Annotated in this window: 9 protein-coding genes and 1 pseudogene; 4 read left to right on the top strand and 6 right to left on the bottom strand. The window is 73.6% G+C overall.

Going from position 1 to position 17684, the window contains the following annotated elements; translation table 11 throughout:
* Positions 1-163: 163 nt before the first annotated feature.
* Positions 164-670, top strand: coding sequence for an FBP domain-containing protein (locus tag ACWPWV_RS08090; protein WP_454042406.1), 507 nt, complete (start codon positions 164-166; stop codon positions 668-670).
* A 317-nt stretch (positions 671-987) separates the two neighbouring features.
* On the opposite strand, the pseudogene ACWPWV_RS08085 reads toward ACWPWV_RS08090, so the two are convergent.
* Both ACWPWV_RS08085 and ACWPWV_RS08080 read right to left on the bottom strand, forming a co-directional pair.
* Positions 988-3159 (bottom strand): annotated as a pseudogene (locus ACWPWV_RS08085) (MMPL family transporter); the annotation flags it as partial.
* Between the two features lie 222 nt (positions 3160-3381).
* Positions 3382-6714 (bottom strand): family 16 glycoside hydrolase, encoded by a 3333-nt coding sequence (locus tag ACWPWV_RS08080; protein WP_454042405.1) that lies wholly within the window; start codon positions 6712-6714, stop codon positions 3382-3384.
* Positions 6715-6873: 159 nt separating this feature from the next.
* Here ACWPWV_RS08080 and ACWPWV_RS08075 point away from each other — a divergent pair, with 159 nt between their 5' ends.
* The 3 genes from ACWPWV_RS08075 (at position 6874) to ACWPWV_RS08065 (ending at position 10218) form a co-directional block, all read left to right on the top strand.
* Entirely contained in the window at positions 6874-7800 is a 927-nt protein-coding gene (locus ACWPWV_RS08075) for a PhzF family phenazine biosynthesis protein (protein WP_454042404.1), read from the top strand.
* 69 nt (positions 7801-7869) lie between these two features.
* A complete protein-coding gene (locus ACWPWV_RS08070; protein WP_454042403.1) occupies positions 7870-9129 on the top strand; it encodes an MFS transporter in 1260 nt (419 codons plus the stop codon).
* 756 nt (positions 9130-9885) lie between these two features.
* Positions 9886-10218: an LPXTG cell wall anchor domain-containing protein gene (locus ACWPWV_RS08065; RefSeq protein ID WP_454042402.1), complete on the top strand. Its 333-nt coding sequence runs from the start codon at positions 9886-9888 to the stop codon at positions 10216-10218.
* 7 nt (positions 10219-10225) lie between these two features.
* Here the strand turns inward: ACWPWV_RS08065 and ACWPWV_RS08060 are convergent, their stop codons facing one another.
* The 4 genes from ACWPWV_RS08060 to ACWPWV_RS08045 form a co-directional block, all read right to left on the bottom strand.
* Positions 10226-11365 carry a WxL protein peptidoglycan domain-containing protein gene (locus ACWPWV_RS08060; protein WP_454042401.1) on the bottom strand — a complete coding sequence of 380 codons (1140 nt, stop codon included), beginning with the start codon at positions 11363-11365 and terminating at the stop codon, positions 10226-10228.
* 138 nt (positions 11366-11503) lie between these two features.
* The gene (locus tag ACWPWV_RS08055; RefSeq protein WP_454042400.1) at positions 11504-12778 is read right to left on the bottom strand and encodes a hypothetical protein; all 1275 of its coding nucleotides are present in this window, start codon (positions 12776-12778) and stop codon (positions 11504-11506) included.
* A gap of 38 nt (positions 12779-12816) precedes the next feature.
* Entirely contained in the window at positions 12817-13845 is a 1029-nt protein-coding gene (locus tag ACWPWV_RS08050) for a sugar phosphate isomerase/epimerase family protein (protein ID WP_454042399.1), read from the bottom strand.
* Positions 13846-13938: 93 nt separating this feature from the next.
* Positions 13939-17616 carry a PQQ-dependent sugar dehydrogenase gene (locus tag ACWPWV_RS08045; protein WP_454042398.1) on the bottom strand — a complete coding sequence of 1226 codons (3678 nt, stop codon included), beginning with the start codon at positions 17614-17616 and terminating at the stop codon, positions 13939-13941.
* Positions 17617-17684 lie beyond the last annotated feature (68 nt).

Raw genomic sequence — 17684 nt, 5'->3', positions numbered from 1 at the left:
TGCGGTCGGCCCGACGTCGGGCCCTCTCCTTCCCACGCCGCCGCCCGGGTGACCCGTGTCGCCCGGGCCCGGACCGCCGCCGTCGTGCACCGCGCGCTCCCGCGCCCGGTCGCGCCCGCGCCGTCCCGGCCGGCGGCTCCCGACCGCACCGGAAGCCTGAACCATGAACCCCTTGACCGAGAAGCAGATCCGCTCGTCCTTCGTCAACGCCTCGAAGCGCGAGGCCGCCCAGGCGACGCTCCCCGACCTCGACGCCCTCGACTGGGACCGCCTCGACTACCTCGGGTGGCGCGACCGCAGAGCGCCGCTCGCGTCGTACGCCGTCGTCCCGCTCGACGGCGAGCCCACGGGCATCCTGCTGCGCTCGTCCGACGCGAAGACCGGCGGCCCCCGCAAGCGCGCCGTGTGCGCGTGGTGCGAGGACGTCGTCGTCACGGAGGACGTGAGCCTCTACGTCGCGCGGCGCACCGGCGCCGCCGGCCGCCGCGGCAACACCGTCGGCACGCTCATCTGCACCGAGTTCCTCTGCTCGGCGAACGTCCGCCGTGCCCCGACCCGCACCGAGATGGGCGACGACGAGTCGATGCGCGACCTCTTCGTCGAGCTGCGCATCCAGGGCCTGCGCGAGCGCTCGGCGCGCTTCGTCACCGAGGTCCTCCGCGACGCCTGACGGCCACGGGGAGGACCCTGGTCGCCCCGACCAGGGTCCTCCCCGACGACCGCGGTACGACCTCGGACGTCCCCGGCATTACCTTGCCGAACCCCGGTACTACTTCGCCAAAGCGGGGTATTACCTCGCCCAACCCGGGTACTACCTCGGCGGACGCAGGTGGTGACGCCGCTCAGAGAGCCGACGTGTCCGCGGGGGTGGGGGTCGTCGGCGGGTCTGGCGGGAGCCCGCGAGGAACGAGCGGGCGGATGGTAGACCCGCCCCGCCCCCGCGGAGACGTCGGCGGACCAGCCCCCGGACGACCCCGGCCACCAGTTCCACCGACCCAGGAGCGTCATCGTCGCGGGCAGGAGCAGCCCGCGCACGACGGTCACGTCGAGCACGACGGCGATAGCCATCCCCACGCCCACCTCCTTCATCGCGACGACGTCGCCGATCGCGAAGCCGAGGAACACGATGGTGATCGCGACGGCCGCTGTCGTCACGACGGGACCGGTCGCGGTGATCCCCCGCAGGACGGCGCGGTCGTTCGCGACGCGCGGGTCCTCGGCGGGGTCGCGGCGCCGCCACTCCTCGGTGATGCGCGCGAGGAGGAACACCTCGTAGTCCATCGACAGCCCGAAGACGAGCAGGCACAGCAGCAGCGGCGTCGTGACGTCGAGCGCGCCCCAGGAGTCGAACCCGAGAACACCCTCGCCCCAGCCCCACCCGAAGATCGCGGTGAGCGCACCGAGCGTCGCCGCGATGGTCAACCCGTTGAGCAGCAGCGCCTTGACCGGCACGACGACCGACCGCGTGAGCGCGAGGAGCAGGAGGAACGTCGCGAGGACGACGACCCCGAGGGCGAGCGGGAGGCGCTGCACGAGCTGCGCCTGCGTGTCGACGACGTCCGCCGCCGGTCCGGTCACCTGCACGACGAGGCTCGGTGCGTCGCCGACGCCGGACCGGGCGTCCCGCAGCTCGCGCACGTCGCGCACGACCTGCTGCGCCTCGGCGCCCGTCGCGTCCCCGTCGGGCGTCAGCTCGGCGACGGTGACGTCCGGGTCGAGGGCGTCGAGGTCCAGGCCCGCGTCGGCGACGCCGGGCAGCGCGGCGGCCTCGTCGAGGAAGTCCTGCACCCGCGGGTCCTCGACCGGCGCGTCGAGGATCACGGTGACCGGCTCGACGCCGAGGTCGGAGAAGCCCGTGGTGAGCGCCTCGTACGCGCGGCGCTCCTCGGCGTCGGCGGGCATCGAGCGCACCTCCGAGCTGCCGAGCGTGAGCGAGCCGAGCGGCGCGGCGAGCACGAGGAGCCCGGCGGTCGCGCCGAGCGTCACGAGCACCGCGTGCCGCTGGGCGAGGGCCGCGAGGCGTCCGAGCAGTCCCGTCCCGCCCGACGGCGTCCGTGCGGCCTCCGCACGCCGGCCGGCCGCGCCGGCGGCCTCGGGGCGGACCCCCCACGGTCTCGACCACGTGCGCACCCCGCGCGCGGGGACGTGCCGGTGCCACGTCGCGACGAGCGCCGGCACGAGCGTGAGACCGGCGACGGTCGCGACGAGCACCACGACGGCGCCCCCGACGGCCATGCCGGACAGGAGCGGGTCGCCGAGCAGCAGCAGGCCGGTGAGCGCGATGCCGACGGCGACCCCGGAGACGAGCACGGCGCGCCCGGCGGTCGCCACCGACCGGCCGACGAGCTCCTCGACCGCCGCGTCGGGGGCGAGCGCGCGCTCCTCCCGGAACCGCGCGACGACGAGCAGGGCGTAGTCGACCGCGAGGCCGAGGCCGAGCAGCGTCACGACGTTCACCGCGAACTCGTTCACGGGAACCACACCGAGCAACCCGGAGAGGACGAGCAGCGCGACGGCGATCGTCGCGAGGGCCGCGAGCACCGGCAGGGCACCGGCGCGCAGACCGCCGAGCACCATGACGAGCACGACGAGGAGGACCACGAGCGCGATGCTCTCGCCGACGGCGGCGTCGGTCAGGGAGCGGTCCACGAACGCGCGCTCGGCGAGCAGCTCGCCGCCGACGAGCACCTCGGGTGCGTCGACGGTGCGCAGCGTCTCGGCGACCCGGTCCGCGACGGCGACCGCCGCGTCGTCGTCCAGGGCGGGGTCCAGCTCGACGGTGACGAGCGACCCCTGCCCGTCGTCGCTGATGAGCCCGCCCGCGGTGTAGGCGTCGTAGACGTCGACGACCCCGGGGATCGCGCGGACCTCCGCCATGACCGCGGTCGCGCTCTCGACGAGCGCCGGGTCGAAGAAGTCGCGACCGCTGATCACCGCGCTGACGATCTCGCCCTCGGGCTCCTCGCCCGCGGGCGTCGTGATCTCGGTGAGCCGGGCGTCGGCGAGGGCCGACTCGCTGCCGGCCGGCGCGTCGGCGAGGGGCTGGGTGCGGTCGAACACCGCGCCCCCGAGAACGGCACCCGCCACGAGCAGCACGGCCCACAGCGCGAGGACGAGCCCGCGTCGTCGGGCCACGGCACGGCCGAGCCGTTCGAGCATGGGGTACTCCTCGTCGAGGTGCGTCCCGGGCGAGGGTCCGGAGCGCGAAGGTGCCGGTGGGTCGGTGGGTCGGTGGCCCGAGCAGCGTACGTCGTGACGGGAGCGTCGTCGGACCGCGCTCCCGTCACGCCCGTGCCGGCCGTCCCCGGCACCGACCCGCGGAGGACGGGCAGGGCCCCGCGCCCGGCGTGACGCCGGGCGCGGGGCCCCTGGGGTGATGCGTCAGCCGCAGCTCGTCGCGTCGTACGCGACGTCGAGCTCGGCCGTGCGCCCGTCACCGGACGCGCTCACCTGCGCGGCTCCGGCCTCGAGCGACGTGGCCCGCACCGCGAACGACTGGTACGCGGCCTTGCCGGGCTCCACCCCGGCGAAGGTCTTCGTCCCGAACGGCGTGGTGAGGGTGATGTCGGCCGCCACGGTGTCGGCGTTCGTCGCACGGACCGCGACGTACGCCTTGCCGGCGAGGCAGCGGACCTGCGCCGTGGCGTCGACCGCGAGGTCCTCGGCCGGCTCCTCCGCGAGGTCCTTCACGCGGATGTTCCGGTAGGAGACCATCTCGCCCCCGCCGTGGTTCTGGATGCCGATGAACCCGCTCGACAGGTCGCGCGCCGGGTCGGTGCTCGTGAAGTCGTTGACGAGCACGTCGTTGAGGTAGACGCGGATGCGGTCTCCCTCGACGCGGATGTCGTACGCGTTCCACTGGCCCACCGGGTTGAGCGCGGACTCGACCGCCTCCGCGTCGGCACCCTGGAACGTGTAGATCGCACCGGTGGTGCGGTCGTCGGCGTCCGTGGCGTCGATCTGGATCTCGTAGCCCTGGTTCACGGCGACCCACGGGTCGTTGCCCGGGTTCGGGAAGCCGATGAACACGCCGCCGTTGTCGTCCTTGGAGAGCTTCCAGTCGAGCTTGAGCGAGTACTCGCCGAGCTCCTCGGCCGTGTACCAGAGCAGGCCCATGCCGCCCTCGCCGCGGATCGAGCAGTCGTCCTGGCGGCCGAAGCCGCCGGGTCCTGCCATGCGCCACCCGGCGTCGAGGCTCGCGAGCGTGCCGTCGAAGAGCGCGGTGTAGCCCTCCTCGACCTCGCCCGGGGTGCAGATGTCCGGGGTCTCGCCGACGGAGAGGACGTCGAGGTTGACGTTGCCCTGGTCGCCGTCCTCGTAGCGCAGCGTGATGGTGTTCACGCCGGCCTCGAGCTCGAGGTCGCGCGTCTGCGTGCCCCAGTTCTTCCAGTCGCCGGTCGTCGGGAAGTTCCACTGCCCGAGGTCGGCGCCGTTGACGTGCAGCGAGACGTTCTTCGCCCGCAGCTCCGTGTACGGGTGGATGCCGTTCGCGTACCGCACGTTGACGGGGTAGGTCCCCGCCTCGTCGACGGTGACGGTGAACGTCCGGCCGGAGCCCACGTTCGTCATGCCCGCGGCGAAGCCGGTGCCCGAGTAGTTGCTGTGGTCGGCCGCGATGCTCGAGCCACCGAGCGGCTGCGCCGTCTCGGCCTCGTACCACCCGCGGTCCGCCGGCGCGACGTAGCCCGGCAGCGAGTTGAGCGTGTACCAGGCCTCGGTGCTGAGGAGCTCGGTGCCCTCGGCCGAGGCGAACGGACGCGGCGAGCGCAGGTGCACGACGTGCCCCGGCTTGAGGCCGTCGACCTGCAGCGTGACGGTCGTGCGGTCCTCGGACACCTGGGCGTCCGTGACGAAGACCGGCTGCTCGTCGACCTTCGGGCCGCCGTACTGCTGCGTCGGCACGTAGCGCCACTGCTTGAGCTGGTAGGCGTCGGCGAGGTTCGCGACGACCTCGTCGGAGACCGGGTCGGTGTACTCGATCTCGAAGCCGCCCTCGACGACGCGCATCTCCTTCATGTCGAAGGAGTCCTCGTTGACGGGCGTGAGCTTCTGCAGGCCGAAGCGCAGCTTGCCGGACTCGCCCCAGTTGCCGCCCTCACCGGTGCCGCCGACGTACAGCGCGCCGTCGGGACCGGTGATGACGCGGTTGACGCCGACCTCGAGGCCCGCGGTGTGGCGGAAGACCGCACCCTGGAACTCGCCGTCGACCTTCTCGAGGAACGCGCGCTGGATGCCGCCGTAGGTGACGTCGCCGAGCAGCATCTGGCCGGCGAACTCGCCCTCCTCGACGAGGATCGGGTTGCCCGGGGAGTTGGCGATCTCGTTCTGCGGGAGCCACACGGCCGGCGGGGTCACCGGGTTCGCGTCGAAGGGACCGGCCGGGTTCGTGAAGTGGTTGAAGAACCGGTCCTGCTCGATGTGCACGAGCTTGTTCGACGGGAGCCACGCGCCCTGGTTGTCCGTCGCGAAGAGCTCGCCCTCGGGGCCGAAGCCGATGCCGTTCGGGGTGCGCAGACCGCCCGCGACGTAGGTCACCTCGCCGGTCTCGCGGTCGATCTTGATCGACGTGCCGCGGTTCTGGGCCGGCTGCGGGTTGGTCGTCGCGCCGCCGTTGTTGATGGCGACGGAGAGGTTCACGTAGAAGTAGTCCTCGTCGTGGACGAGGCCGAACGCGAACTCGTGGAAGTTGCCGCCGTCGGGCCACTCCGCGATCTTCGTGTGGACGTCGTAGAAGCCGTCGCCGTCGGGGTCCGTGAGCTGCGTGAGCTGGTTGCGCTCGGAGACGAAGATCGAGTCCTCGATGACCTCGATGCCCATGGGGTTGAGGAGCTCGTCGGCGACCTTCGTCACCGTGACGTCCTCGGGTCCGTCGGCACCGACGACGCCGTCGAGGAAGTACACCTCGCCCGACACCGGGTCGGGCCGCCAGCCACCGGAGCTGACCTCGCCCGTCGTGACGACGGCGAGCTGCTCGTCCGGGGTGAAGGCGAGACCCGAGACCTTGGGCTCGAAGCCCGCGGGGCGCAGGTCGGTGAGCTCGTAGTTCGGGTTGACGGTGTCGAGGCGCAGGCCGTCGCCGGCGGTGTCGCTGTCGCCCTCGCAGTACTTGTAGCCGGGGGCGGTCACGCGCACGACGTCCGCCTCGGTGCTCAGCGCCGACTGGGGGACCACCGCGAAGGCCGAGCTGCCCGGCGTCTTCCAGGCGAGCGTGAGCCGCTGCTTGTCGCCGCCCTCGTAGTAGTCGACGCGCAGGTCGTGCACGCCCGCCGTGAGCGTGGCCGTGCCCTCGACGGACGTCGAGTCGTTCGGTCCGTCGTTCTCGGCCACGAGCTGGCCGTCGATGTACACGAGCGCGCCGTCGTCGTTGGTGACCCGGAAGGTGTACTGGCCGTCCGCCGGCACGTGGAGGTTGGCGGTGACCTGGGAGATGAACCGGTCCTCGGCCCCGAACTGCTCGGCCGTCGTCCAGTCGATCGTCGGCATGAGCTTGTCGACGTTCGGGGTCTGGCCCGACTTCAGGGTGCAGACCGCGCCGGGGTCCGACGCGAGCTGGAAGGTCCGCAGCGTGACGCCGGGCTCCTGCTCGGGCAGGTCCGCCGCTGCGGGAGCGGCGAGACCGGTGACGGCGACGGCGCCGAGAGCGAGGGCGGCGATGCCGCTCCGTCGTCTGCGGGCGCCGTTCCGGGGTGGTGGGGGTGACGTGCTTACGAGCATCTTCGCTCCTCGTGAGGCCGACCGGACCGGCGGGGACCAACGTTGCCTCCCCGTCGATGACAACGCTGGACAATGTAACCCGGTTCAGCCACCCTGTCGACAACTTCTGTCGACCAATCGGCAAAAGTCACCCGCTGGTCCGCGCGTAGTCTCGTCCGCATGAGTGCACGCCACGGCGAGGTCGCCCCCTCGCGACCCTTCGCCCAGGTCGACGTCTTCACCGCGGTGCCGACGCTCGGCAACCCCGTGGCGGTCGTGCTCGACGCCGACGGGCTGGGCGACGCGGAGATGGCCGCCTTCGCGCGGTGGACCAACCTGTCCGAGACGACGTTCGTGCTCCCGCCCACGGCCGAGGGCGACGCGGGCGGCGCGGACTACCGGCTGCGGATCTTCACCCCCGCGGGCGAGCTGCCGTTCGCCGGGCACCCCACGCTCGGCTCGTGCCACGCGTGGCTCGAGGCGGGCGGCGCGCCCCGGGCGAGCGGCGCCGTCGTGCAGGAGTGCGGCGTGGGCCTCGTGACGCTCCGGAGGGGTGTCGCCGGAGGGGACGGCACCGGTGCTCTCGCGTTCGCCGCGCCGGACCTCCTCACGGACGCGCCCCTCGGCGACGACGAGCTCGGCGCCGTGGTCGCGGCCCTCGGCGTTCCCGCCGACGCCGTCGTGGACCACCGGCTCCTCGACAACGGACCGGGCTGGCGCGTCGTGCTGCTCGACTCGGCCGAGCGCGTCGCCGGCCTCTCCCCCGACTTCACCGCGCTGCGCGCGGAGCACCCGGACCTGTCCCTGGGCGTCGTCGGTCTGCACCCCGCCGGGCCCGACGGCGCCTCCGGGCCCGACGGCGCCGCGGCCGAGGTGCGCGGCTTCGCCCTGGCGATGGGCATCCCCGAGGACCCCGTGACCGGGTCGCTCAACGCGGTGGTCGGGCAGTGGCTCACGCGCGACGGACGGCTGCCCGACCGGTACGTCGCCGCGCAGGGCGCCGCCCTCGGCCGCGCGGGCCGGGTGCGCGTCGAGCGTGACGAGGCTGGCACGGTGTGGGTCGGCGGCGACTGCGTCACCGTCGTGGCAGGCACCGTCCGCCTCTGACCGTTCGGCCTCCGGTCCCGTGTCCCACGGCGCGCCCGGGCTGCCGCCGCGCTCCGTAGACTGCGGCAAGTGTCAGGACTCCCAACAGTTTCCGCGGACCCGGCGGCCCGCGGCGGCGACGCCACGACCGTGGCCCGTGCCCGCTGGGCGCTCATGGTGCAGTTCGCCCTCTTCGGGGTCGTCGGCACGTCGTGGATGAGCCGCCTGCCGTCGGTGCGCGACGCGCTCGGCCTGAGCTCCGGGCAGCTCGGGGCGCTGCTCGTCGTGGGCGGTCTCGGCACGCTCACCGCGGTCGTCGTGACGGGCGCCGTCGTCGCGCGGTTCGGCAGCCGGACGACGCTCGTCGTCGCGACGGCGGGCAACGTCGTCGGGTTCGCGCTCGTGGCGGCCGGGACGGGGACGGGGAGCGTCGGCCTCTTCGCTGCGGGGGCGTTCCTCAACGGCGCGTGCGGCGCGCTGACCAACGTGCCGATCAACGTCTGCGCGGCCGCCGTCGAGCAGCACGTCGGGCGGGCGATCCTGCCCCACTTCCACGCCGCGTTCTCCATCGGGGCGGCGTGCGGCGCCCTGGCCGCGGCGACGTTCTCCTGGGCGCACGTCGGGATCACGGCGCAGCTCGTCGTCGTGACCGCCGTCGTGGCCCTGACGCGCGCCGCGACGATCCGGCCGGCGACGGCGCTCGAGCCCGCGCGCACGGGCTCCACGACCTCACCGCGCCGCGGGGCCGGGGTCCGCGCGGCGCTCGGCGCGTGGCGCGAGCCGCGCACGCTGCTCGTCGGGCTCGTGCTGCTCGCGTCGTCGCTGTCGGAGGGGTCGGCCGGGAACTGGCTCTCGATCGCCGTCGTCGACGGGTTCGAGGTGCGCGAGGCGCTCGGCGCGGTCGCGTACGGCACGTTCGTGGGCGCGATGACCGTCTTCCGCCTCGCCGGGACCGGCCTCATCGACCGGTTCGGGCGCGTCACGGTGCTGCGCGCCTCGGGGGTCTCGGCGCTCCTCGGGCTCCTGGCGTTCGGGCTCGCGCCGAGCCTGCCGCTCGCCTGGGTCGGGATCGTGCTGTGGGGCTGCGGGGCCGCCCTCGCCAACCCCGTCGCGATCGCCGCCGCGTCGGACGACCCGGCGCACGCCGGCCCCCGGGTCGCCGTCGCGACGTCGTTCTCCACCGTCGCGATGCTCGGCGCCCCGCCGCTGCTCGGGCTGCTCGTCGACGGCGTCGGTGCACGCCACGCTCTGCTCGTCCTCTGCGCGGCCACCGTGCTGAGCCTGGCCGTCGCCGGGGCCGTCCGCCCGGTGGCGGAGCAGCGCCCCGCGCGCGACGCCTCGGCCGTCTGAACCCGCGCGGCACGGCCCCCGACGCGGCGTCGCAAGCCACCCGCAGCGGCGGCGCGGGCCGCCCGCGGCGGCCGCGCGGTGGGTGAACCTCGTCTGTGAGGTCCATCACACCACGGCAATGCGCAACGCTGTGACCAGGCACGATGCTCCGTGGGAGCGCACCCACGGTCCTGGACGAGCGTCCAGGACCGTACGTTGGGGCCGCCCCCTGCCTCGACCGCCCGAAAGGTCCGCGTCCATGCGTCTCGCCCCGGCGACCCTCGTCACGACAGCCCTCACGACCGCGACGGCCACGGCCCTCGTCCTCGCAGGCCCGGCCGCGACCGCCGTCGCGGGCGGCTCCGACGCCCCGACGCCGTACACCGTCACGGCCGCCGGCGTGACCCTGCCGACGGGCACGGTCTTCCGCGAGAGCAACCACGTGAACTACCGGGTCACGGCGCTCGACGGGACCGGCGAGACGGGGCTCGGCCTGCACTTCGACCCCAACGTCGGCCACCCCGGCCGCGTCTACATCGGCAGCAGCACCTTCGACTTCTTCCAGGCGGCACAGACGTTCCCCGAGGGCTACTGCGTGACCTGGGTCCAGGTCGACGGCTTCGACGAGCACTTCGGCGAGGGTGGCCAGGACCCCCTCTGCACGACGACGCCGCTCACCCCGGGCGTCCCCGAGACCCCGGAGACGCCCGTCTCCCCCGAGACCCCGGCGGAGCCCGAGACCCCACCGAGCCCGGGACGGACGAGCCGACCGTCCCCGTGCCGCCCGTCGAGGTCCCCGAGAACGGGACGCCGTCGACGCCGGAGGGCGGCGCGCCCGACGTCGACGTCCCGGCGCAGGAGCTGCCCGAGGGCACGACGCCCGTCGGGACCGACGACGCCGAGGGCGCGCCCGCGCCGTCGGGCACCGGCGCGCCGGGTTCCGCGACGCTGGTCGAGAACGTCGTCGCGTCGGCGGACCAGGGCTCGCCGGCCACCGAGGACGAGCTCGCGACGACCGGCGGCTCCGTGGTCGCGCTCCTCGCCGTGGGCGCGGCTCTCGCCCTCGGCGGCGCGGTGCTGCTGGTCGCGCGGCGGCGCCGGCTCGTCTGACGCGGGCTCAGGCGCCGGGGCGCGGGTCGCCGTCACCCGCGGTGACGCCGGCGGCCTCGCGCTCGGCGAGGGCGGCGGCGACCGCGGCGTCGACCGCGCGCTGCTGCGCGGCCCTCGCCCGGCGCCGCGCCCGGACCCGCCACACCACGAGCGCCACGACGAGCACGACCAGCCCCAGGGCGACCCACGGGACCGCCCAGGTGGACGCAGACGCCGTGACGCCGGGCACGACGACCTCGGGGTCGGGCACGGTGCCCGGCAGCGGCACGACCTCCCCGCCGACGGTGAGCGTCGCGCCGAGCCGCACGAGCGGCCGCACGCCGTCGACCTCGACCGTGCGCTCGACCGACGACCCGGGCAGGAGCTCGGGCGCGTCGACCGAGGCGGCGCTGCCGCCCGCGAGACCGAACGGACCGGTCACGCGCACGGACGTCGCGGGAGCGACCCGCGTGTTGCCCTCGTTGCGCACCGTGAAGCGCAGGGTCGCGGTCCCTGCCGCGAACGGGCCGAGCGTGCCGTCGTACTCGAGGTGCACGTCGTCGACGGCGAGCGCGGGGGCGAGGTCGCCCTGGACGCGCAGGTGGACGCGGGAGCCGAGGCGGCGGTCGGTCGTCACGCCGTCGTCCGCGGCCACGACGAGGGACGAGACGACGCCGGCCGCGTAGTCGCCGGGCGTGGCGTCCTGCGGCACGGTCAGGGTGAAGGGGACCTCGACGCTCTCCTGCGACGGGACCACGATCTCCGGCTGCGTGAGCACGATCCACGAGCCGAGCGCCGTCGACTCCTCGCCCGTCGGGAGGAGGTCCAGGGTGCCGTCGTCGGTGAGGAACCCGTCCGCCGCGTAGACCCCGAGGGTGAGGGGCTCGTCGCCGTGGTTGGTCACGACGATCGCGTCCTGGACCGAGCCTCCCGGGGCGAGCGAGTACGCGAAGTTCGGGCGGTCCGTGCCCTGGGCGGTGTCCGCGGGACGGAAGCCCCACTGCACGGTCGTCGCCGACTCCGGTGGTGCGGGCGCGACGTCCGCCGCGGCGACGCCGGCGGGGGTCACGAGCAGCACGAGCGTCAGGACGGGTGCGGCGAGCACGGCGAGCAGCCGCCGCAGGCGTGCGCTCGCGGGGGCGGTGGGACGGTTCCGTCGGTCGGTCATGATGCTCGGTCCTTCGTCGTGGAGCGTGGTGGCGGCCGGCCTCGTCGAGGCCGTGCGCACCGGTCCGGCCGACCGCCACGGCGCTCGTGGCGGCCGGCCGCGCCCCGCCCCTCTCGGCCCGAGGGGCGGGGTGGTGGATCACCCCAGAGCGGTCAGGGTGATCGTCGCGGTGTACGTGCCGCGCGGGGTGTCGAGCGGCAGCTTGAGGTCGAGGGTCGCCCCGACCACGGACGCGCCGCGCGCGTGACCCTCGTCGGCCCGCGCGAGGGTGCGGGCCTGCGCGAGGCCCTCGCCCGCGTCGAACCCGGACGCCACGTGCTCGCCGGCGATCGCGTCGCCGCCGTTCTCGAGCACGCCCGGCGTCCAGCCGAGGTACTTGCCCTCGACGGTCTGCCCGCCCGCGACGAAGTCGGACACCTGTCCGGTGACCGACCACGCCGGGTCGCCCGCACGCGTGTCCTGCACGCGCACCGGGACGAGCTGGCCCATCGCCTGGTAGTAGCCCAGCTCCTCCGTCGCGACGCCCAGGTCGACGAGGCTCGACGAGCCCTCGAGCTGCCACGTGAGCTCGCCGCCCGACTGGGCGGGCACGGTGACGGCCACGGCCTGGTCGCCCTCGGGGGCCGCCCCGGGCTCCTCGCCCGAGTGCTCGCCCTCGACGGCGCCCGCCGTGTTGCCCGGCCCGAACGCCGCCGCCGGGTCGTTGCCCGACGTGCGGATCGAGCCCTGGACGGCCGTGCCGGCGACGCGCAGGTTGCCCGCGTTGTCGGTGAGCACGAGGTCGCCCGCGACGGCGTTGCCCCACTCGTCGGCCTCGCCGTCGGCGGTCGCCCCGACCAGCAGGTCGCGCTGGCCGTTGCTCACCGTGAGGGTGCCGCCGACGACCGCACCGGCGACGGACACGCCGTACGCCGAGCCGTCGAGGGTCGCGTCCCCGTGCACCGACGTGCGCAGCAGGTCGACGTAGCTCGCCTCCTGCGTGAGGAGCGTCCCGGAGAGCGTCGAGTCGTTGATCTCGACGTCGACGCCCCCGGCCGCGACGTCGCCGCCGACGGTGAGGTCGTTGAGGTACAGGAACCCGACCCGCGTGTCCGCGGAGTACGCGCTCACGTCGCCCGCGACGCTCGTGCCGTCGAGCGAGACGCCGTACGCGTCGGTCGCGACGACGTCGCCCCCGACCGTCACGGACGTCGCGTCGAGCCAGCCGTCGGGGTTGACGACGACGTCGCCCTCGACGGTCGCGCCGCCCAGGACGCAGTCGACGCCGCCGGGGACCACGAGGTCCCCGCTGATCGTCTGGTCACCGAGGTCGCCCGTGCACTCGACGTCCGCGGCGTGCGCCGCCGGGGCGACCACCGTGGCCGTCGCCAGCGCGAGCAGCGCGGCGGACGGGACCTTCCACTTCCATGTCATGCGTGCTTCTCCTTCGAAAGAGCGTGTTGTCGGTCGCGTCAGCCGCGGAGCGAGGAGATCTCGCCGTAGCTGCGCCGGGCGTTGCCCAGGGAGTCGAGCGCGTTGCCGGGCTCCGCCACGGTCGCGGCGTTGTCCTGCTCGTACATGCCGAAGCGCTGGCCGCGGTCGCGCAGCTCGGAGAGGAAGGCGGCGTAGGGGATGTTGCCGGCGCCGAACTCGATGATGTCGTAGCCGTTCGTGCTCGCCTCGTTCGTCTTGCCGTCCTTGAGGTGCAGGATCGGGAAGCGGCGAGGGTCGGCCTTGACGTACTCGATCGGCTCGAACCCCGGGTACAGGTGGCGGCCCACGTAGGCCCAGTACACGTCCATCTCGAAGAAGACGAGGTCCGGGTCGAGGTTCTCCCAGAGCAGGTCGTAGACGCGCGTGCTCGGGTCGTCGCTCGTGAAGTTGAACTCCTGCGCGTGGTTGTGGGAGTACAGCTTGAGCCCCGCGGCTCGCGCCTTCTCGCCCATCTGGTTCCACACGTCGGTCGCCTGGAGCCACGCGTCCTTCGGCACCGGGCCGCCGTAGCCGCCCGCGATCGGGCCACCCTGCCCGAGGTGCGGCATGCCGAGCACGAGCGCCTTCTCGATCTCGGCGTCGATGTTGTTGAGGTTGAGGTTGACGTGGGCGCCCGCGGCGCGCAGGCCGTTGTCGTCCAGGAGCTGGCGGATCTCCTGGACGGTGATCGCGCCGACGTTGCCCTGCGTGTACCCGGCGAACTCGATCTCGGAGTAGCCGATGTCCGCGAGCTCCTCGAACACCTGGCGGAAGCCGAGCGAGCTGACCTTGTCACGGACGGTGTAGAGCTGGATGCCGATCCGGTTGACCGGGACCAGGCGCCCGCGGCCGCCCGAGGGGGCGGGGGCCGCGGCGAGGCCTGCGCCACCGAGCGCGCTGGCCGCCGCCGGGCCGAGGATCGCTCCCGCGCCCACGGCGACCGACGACGCGGCGAGCGCCTTGAGCAGGTTGCGACGGCTCATCGGCTTGGCCGGGACCGTCGGGTGGTGGTGGTGCTGTGAACTCATGTCTCTCCTTCGAGGTGAGCCGTCCCGGGACCGGCCCGGGGACGTCCGGTGGGCCGGTGGCCCGGGCTCGAGGCCCGGGCCACCGGCGGACGGTCAGCTGCGGACCGTGAGGTTGAACGTCGCCGAGCTCTTCGCGACGCCGGCGGAGCCGGCGTACTGGGCCTGCACCTGGTAGGTGCCGGTCTCCCCGAGCCTGGGCAGCGTCACGACGACGTCGCCGGCCGCGTCGAGCGTCCCGGTGCGGGTCGCGACGGTGACGTTGTTCTTCTTGATGGTCAGGACGACGTCGCCCGTGGCGACGACGCCGGTCGACGGCTCGACGTGCAGCGTCGCCTTGGCGGCGACCGCCGGCTTGACCGGGTTCGGCATGACCGAGCCGGTCAGGGTCGACCGCGCCTGGGCGACGGTGAGCCGTGCCCCGGCCGACGACGCCTTGAACGTGCCGTCCGCCTGGTACGTGGCCTTGACGACGTGCGTCCCGACGGCGAGCGAGGGGTCGATCGCGATCGTCGCGGTGCCCTCGGCGAGGGTCCCGCGGCCGACCTCGACGTCACCCGCCGTGAGCACGACCTCGCCGGTGGGCACGCCGCCCTCGCCGGTGACCGTCACGACCGCGTCGCCCGGGTCGCCGTAGGTGACGCGAGCGGCACCGAGCGTGATGCTCGTGGTCGACTCCACCGTCGGCTCGTCGGGTGCGTCGAGGTCGATCGTGAACGACGCGCTGCCGAGCTCGGAGACGTTGCCCCCGGTGTCGGTCGCCCGGTACTGGAGGTCGTACGTGCCGCTCTCCGAGAACGCGACGGAGTACTGCTGGCGCGACGAGAGCGCCTGCCACGTCGCCCCGGCGTCGCGCGTGTACTCCACGCTCCGGACCGCCCCGTCGTCGGTGGCACCCACCGAGAACGTGACCGGCTCGTTGAAGACCCCGCCCACCCCGGTCGGCTCGGCCGGCGCGAGGGTGTGGACCACGGTCGGGGCCGTGACGTCGGAGACGCCGGCGCCGACCATCGTGACGGCGTCGACCGCGAGGTCGGCGGCCGAGGTCACGAAGAGCTGACCGCTGCCCTCGGGGGCGTCGAACGCGATCTCGACGTCCTTCCAGCCGGCACCGCCCGGGATCGTCGCCGTCGCGAAGGGCGCCGCGTCGGCGGCACCCCAGCGGAGCTGGACCTGGCCGGCGCCGTTCGCGCGGACGACCGCCCCGTCGATCCCGGCGAAGTTCACCGGGTCGAAGCGCAGGAAGTCGCCACCCGCACCGAGGCCACGGACGGCCGTGCCGCCCGACGCCGTCTCGTCGGCGTACACGACGACGCCCTGACGCTGCGTCGCGTGCTCCGTCTGCTGGAGCTTCGGGTTGAGGCGGACGGTCGCCTCGCCCTGGGCGGGGGGCAGCCCGTTGTGACCGGCGTCCGTGTACGTGACGACGACCGCACCGTAGAGCTGTGCGCCCGGGCCGTGCTCGGGCGAGTTCGGGTCGGTCAGCCACGCGCCCGTGCAGCCCGTGCCCGTGTTCTCCGGGTGGGCGTGCTCGTCGTGACCGAGGCCGTACGTCCACGCGACGCGCGAGCACACGGTCCCGCCGCCGCTCGGAGCCTCCTCGAACGCGGCCGCGTAGGCCGTGACCACGCCCTGCACCATCTCGGCCGACAGGGCGCCGCCGGACAGCGCGACGAGCTCGTTGAGGCTGTACCCGCTGATCTCGCCGAGCGTCTCCGCGTCGATCCCGAGGTTCTCGACGAGGACGTCGTGACCGATCTGGTCGGCGAGCCACGCGCTGATCGGGGAGTCCGCGGTGAGGTGCGGCTCCGGCGTCTCGACGGAGGCGTCGTCCTCGGCGTCGGTCGTCGTGACCCGGTAGGGGATCGCGTTGCCCCAGTCGAAGAACGAGCCGTTGCCCGGGTACTCGACCGTGACCTCGGGCGCCTGGTTGCCGACCGAGATGACGCGCGACGTGAGCCCGCGCCGGCCGCCGTCGTCCGTCGCCCGGAGCCGTGCCGTGTACGCACCGATCTCGGTGTAGGTGTGCGTCGCCTGCGCGCCCGTGTAGTCGTACGTGCCGTCGCCGTCGACGTCCCACTCGTAGGTGAGCGCGTCACCGTCGGGGTCGGACGACGTCGAGGCGTCGAACGTGACCTCGAGCGGAGCCTCGGACGACGAGTTCGGCGTGGCCGTGAACCGCGCCTGCGGGGACTTGTTCCCCTCGACGTAGTCGATGCGGTACAGGCCCGCGTCGGGGTTGGCGCGGAAGAAGCCGTCGCCGTAGTCGAGCACGTACATCGAGCCGTCCGGACCGATCTCGATGTCCATCGGGTTGTCGTGGATCGGCTGCGCGGCGCTCGTCAGGGCGGAGTTCGGCAGGAAGTCCTCGATGTGCGTCACGTCGAACGTCGACCAGTCGACGGTGATCGCCGCGATGTAGTCCTGCGAGAACTCGCCCATGAAGGCCTTGCCGTCCCAGTACTCGGGCAGCTTGGTCGTCGAGGGGTTGTCGGCGTCGTAGTGGTAGACCGGTCCGCCCATCGGCGCCTGGCCGTTGCTCGTCCCGAAGTTCACGAGCTCGTCCCAGGGCTGGTCGCCGGGCTCGTCGCCGTAGTACAGCGTCGCGGGGCGCGGCGCCGGCAGGTCGACCAGTCCCGTGTTCCAGCGCGACGTGTTCTGCAGGTTCTCGGGGTCGAAGAACTCACCGGGGGTCGACGTCTCGAAGTCCCAGTCGTTGTAGGCGAAGTTGTCACCCGTCATGAAGGGCCAGCCCGCGTTGTGCGGGTCGTCGAGGCTCGCGACGTTCCACTCGACGTAGCCCATCGGGCCGCGGTCGTTGGCGTCGGCGACGGCCTTCGTCGCGTCCGGCCCGTAGTCGCCCCAGGAGATCGAGTTCGTCTCCGGGTCGACCTCGAACCGGAACGGGTTCCGCACGCCCATGATGAAGATCTCGGGCCGGGTGTTCTCGGTGCCCGGGGCGAAGAGGTTGCCCTCGGGGATCGTGTACGTCCCGTCCTCCTCGACGTGGATCCGCAGGATCTTGCCGCGCAGGTCGTTGGTGTTCCCCGCGCCGCGGCGCGAGTCGAAGCCCGGGTTCATCCCCGGCGCGTCGTTGTTCGGCGCGAAGCCGTTGGCGCCGGGCGTGCTCGCGGGCGTGTTGTCGCCCGTGGTGAGGTAGAGGTTGCCCTCGCCGTCGAAGTCGATGTCCGCCCCGACGTGGCAGCACTGGCCGCGCTGGACCTCGACGTCGAGGATGACCTGCTCGCTCGACAGGTCGAGCGCGTCGTCGGTCCACTGGAACCGCGAGAGGCGGTTCACCCCGACCCACTGGTCCCAGTAGCTCTCGTCCGCACCGGCGGGCAGGGAGTTCGGCGCGTTCCCCGTGGGGGTGTCGGGCTGCCCGTCGCCGTCGGCGTCGATCGGCGCGTAGACGAGGTAGACCCAGCCGTTCTCCTCGAACGCGGGGTCGAGGGCGATGCCCTGGAGCCCGTCCTCCGAGTTCGCGTAGACGGGGACCTGGGTGATCGTGCGCGTGGTGCCCGTCGCCGGGTCGGTGAGCCGGACGTCACCGTTGCGCGCGGTGTGCAGCACGCGCGAGTCCGGCAGGATCGCCATGTCGAGGGGTTCGCCGACGTTCTTCGTCAGCAGGACCTTCTCGTAGTTGGACCAGTCGAGCGCGGCGTCGGCACCGGGCTCTGCCCCGTGGTCGACGCCGTCGTGCGCGGTCGCGGGAGCGACCGCCAGGCCGACGCCTGTCAGCGCGAGGGCGCCGGCGGCGAGAGCGGCCGTCATCCCTCTGCTCAGGCGGGACCGCCTGCGGATATCCTTCATGTGATGCCACTCCTGTGAGGTTTCAGTCG

The sequence above is a fragment of the Cellulosimicrobium sp. Marseille-Q8652 genome (genome assembly GCF_965112045.1).
Note: the sequence above shows the minus strand (reverse complement) of the source record. Positions and strands in the feature narration are given on the sequence as shown.

Bases quoted from the DNA above. Each gene is read 5' to 3' on its own strand.
- ACWPWV_RS08060 (WP_454042401.1), bottom strand. From the start codon at position 11,365: ATGACCGACCGACGGAACCGTCCCACCGCCCCCGCGAGCGCACGCCTG.
- ACWPWV_RS08050 (WP_454042399.1), bottom strand. From the start codon at position 13,845: ATGAGTTCACAGCACCACCACCACCCGACGGTCCCGGCCAAGCCGATG.
- ACWPWV_RS08090 (WP_454042406.1), top strand. From the start codon at position 164: ATGAACCCCTTGACCGAGAAGCAGATCCGCTCGTCCTTCGTCAACGCC.
- ACWPWV_RS08055 (WP_454042400.1), bottom strand. From the start codon at position 12,778: ATGACATGGAAGTGGAAGGTCCCGTCCGCCGCGCTGCTCGCGCTGGCG.
- ACWPWV_RS08045 (WP_454042398.1), bottom strand. From the start codon at position 17,616: ATGACGGCCGCTCTCGCCGCCGGCGCCCTCGCGCTGACAGGCGTCGGC.
- ACWPWV_RS08080 (WP_454042405.1), bottom strand. From the start codon at position 6,714: ATGCTCGTAAGCACGTCACCCCCACCACCCCGGAACGGCGCCCGCAGA.
- ACWPWV_RS08075 (WP_454042404.1), top strand. From the start codon at position 6,874: ATGAGTGCACGCCACGGCGAGGTCGCCCCCTCGCGACCCTTCGCCCAG.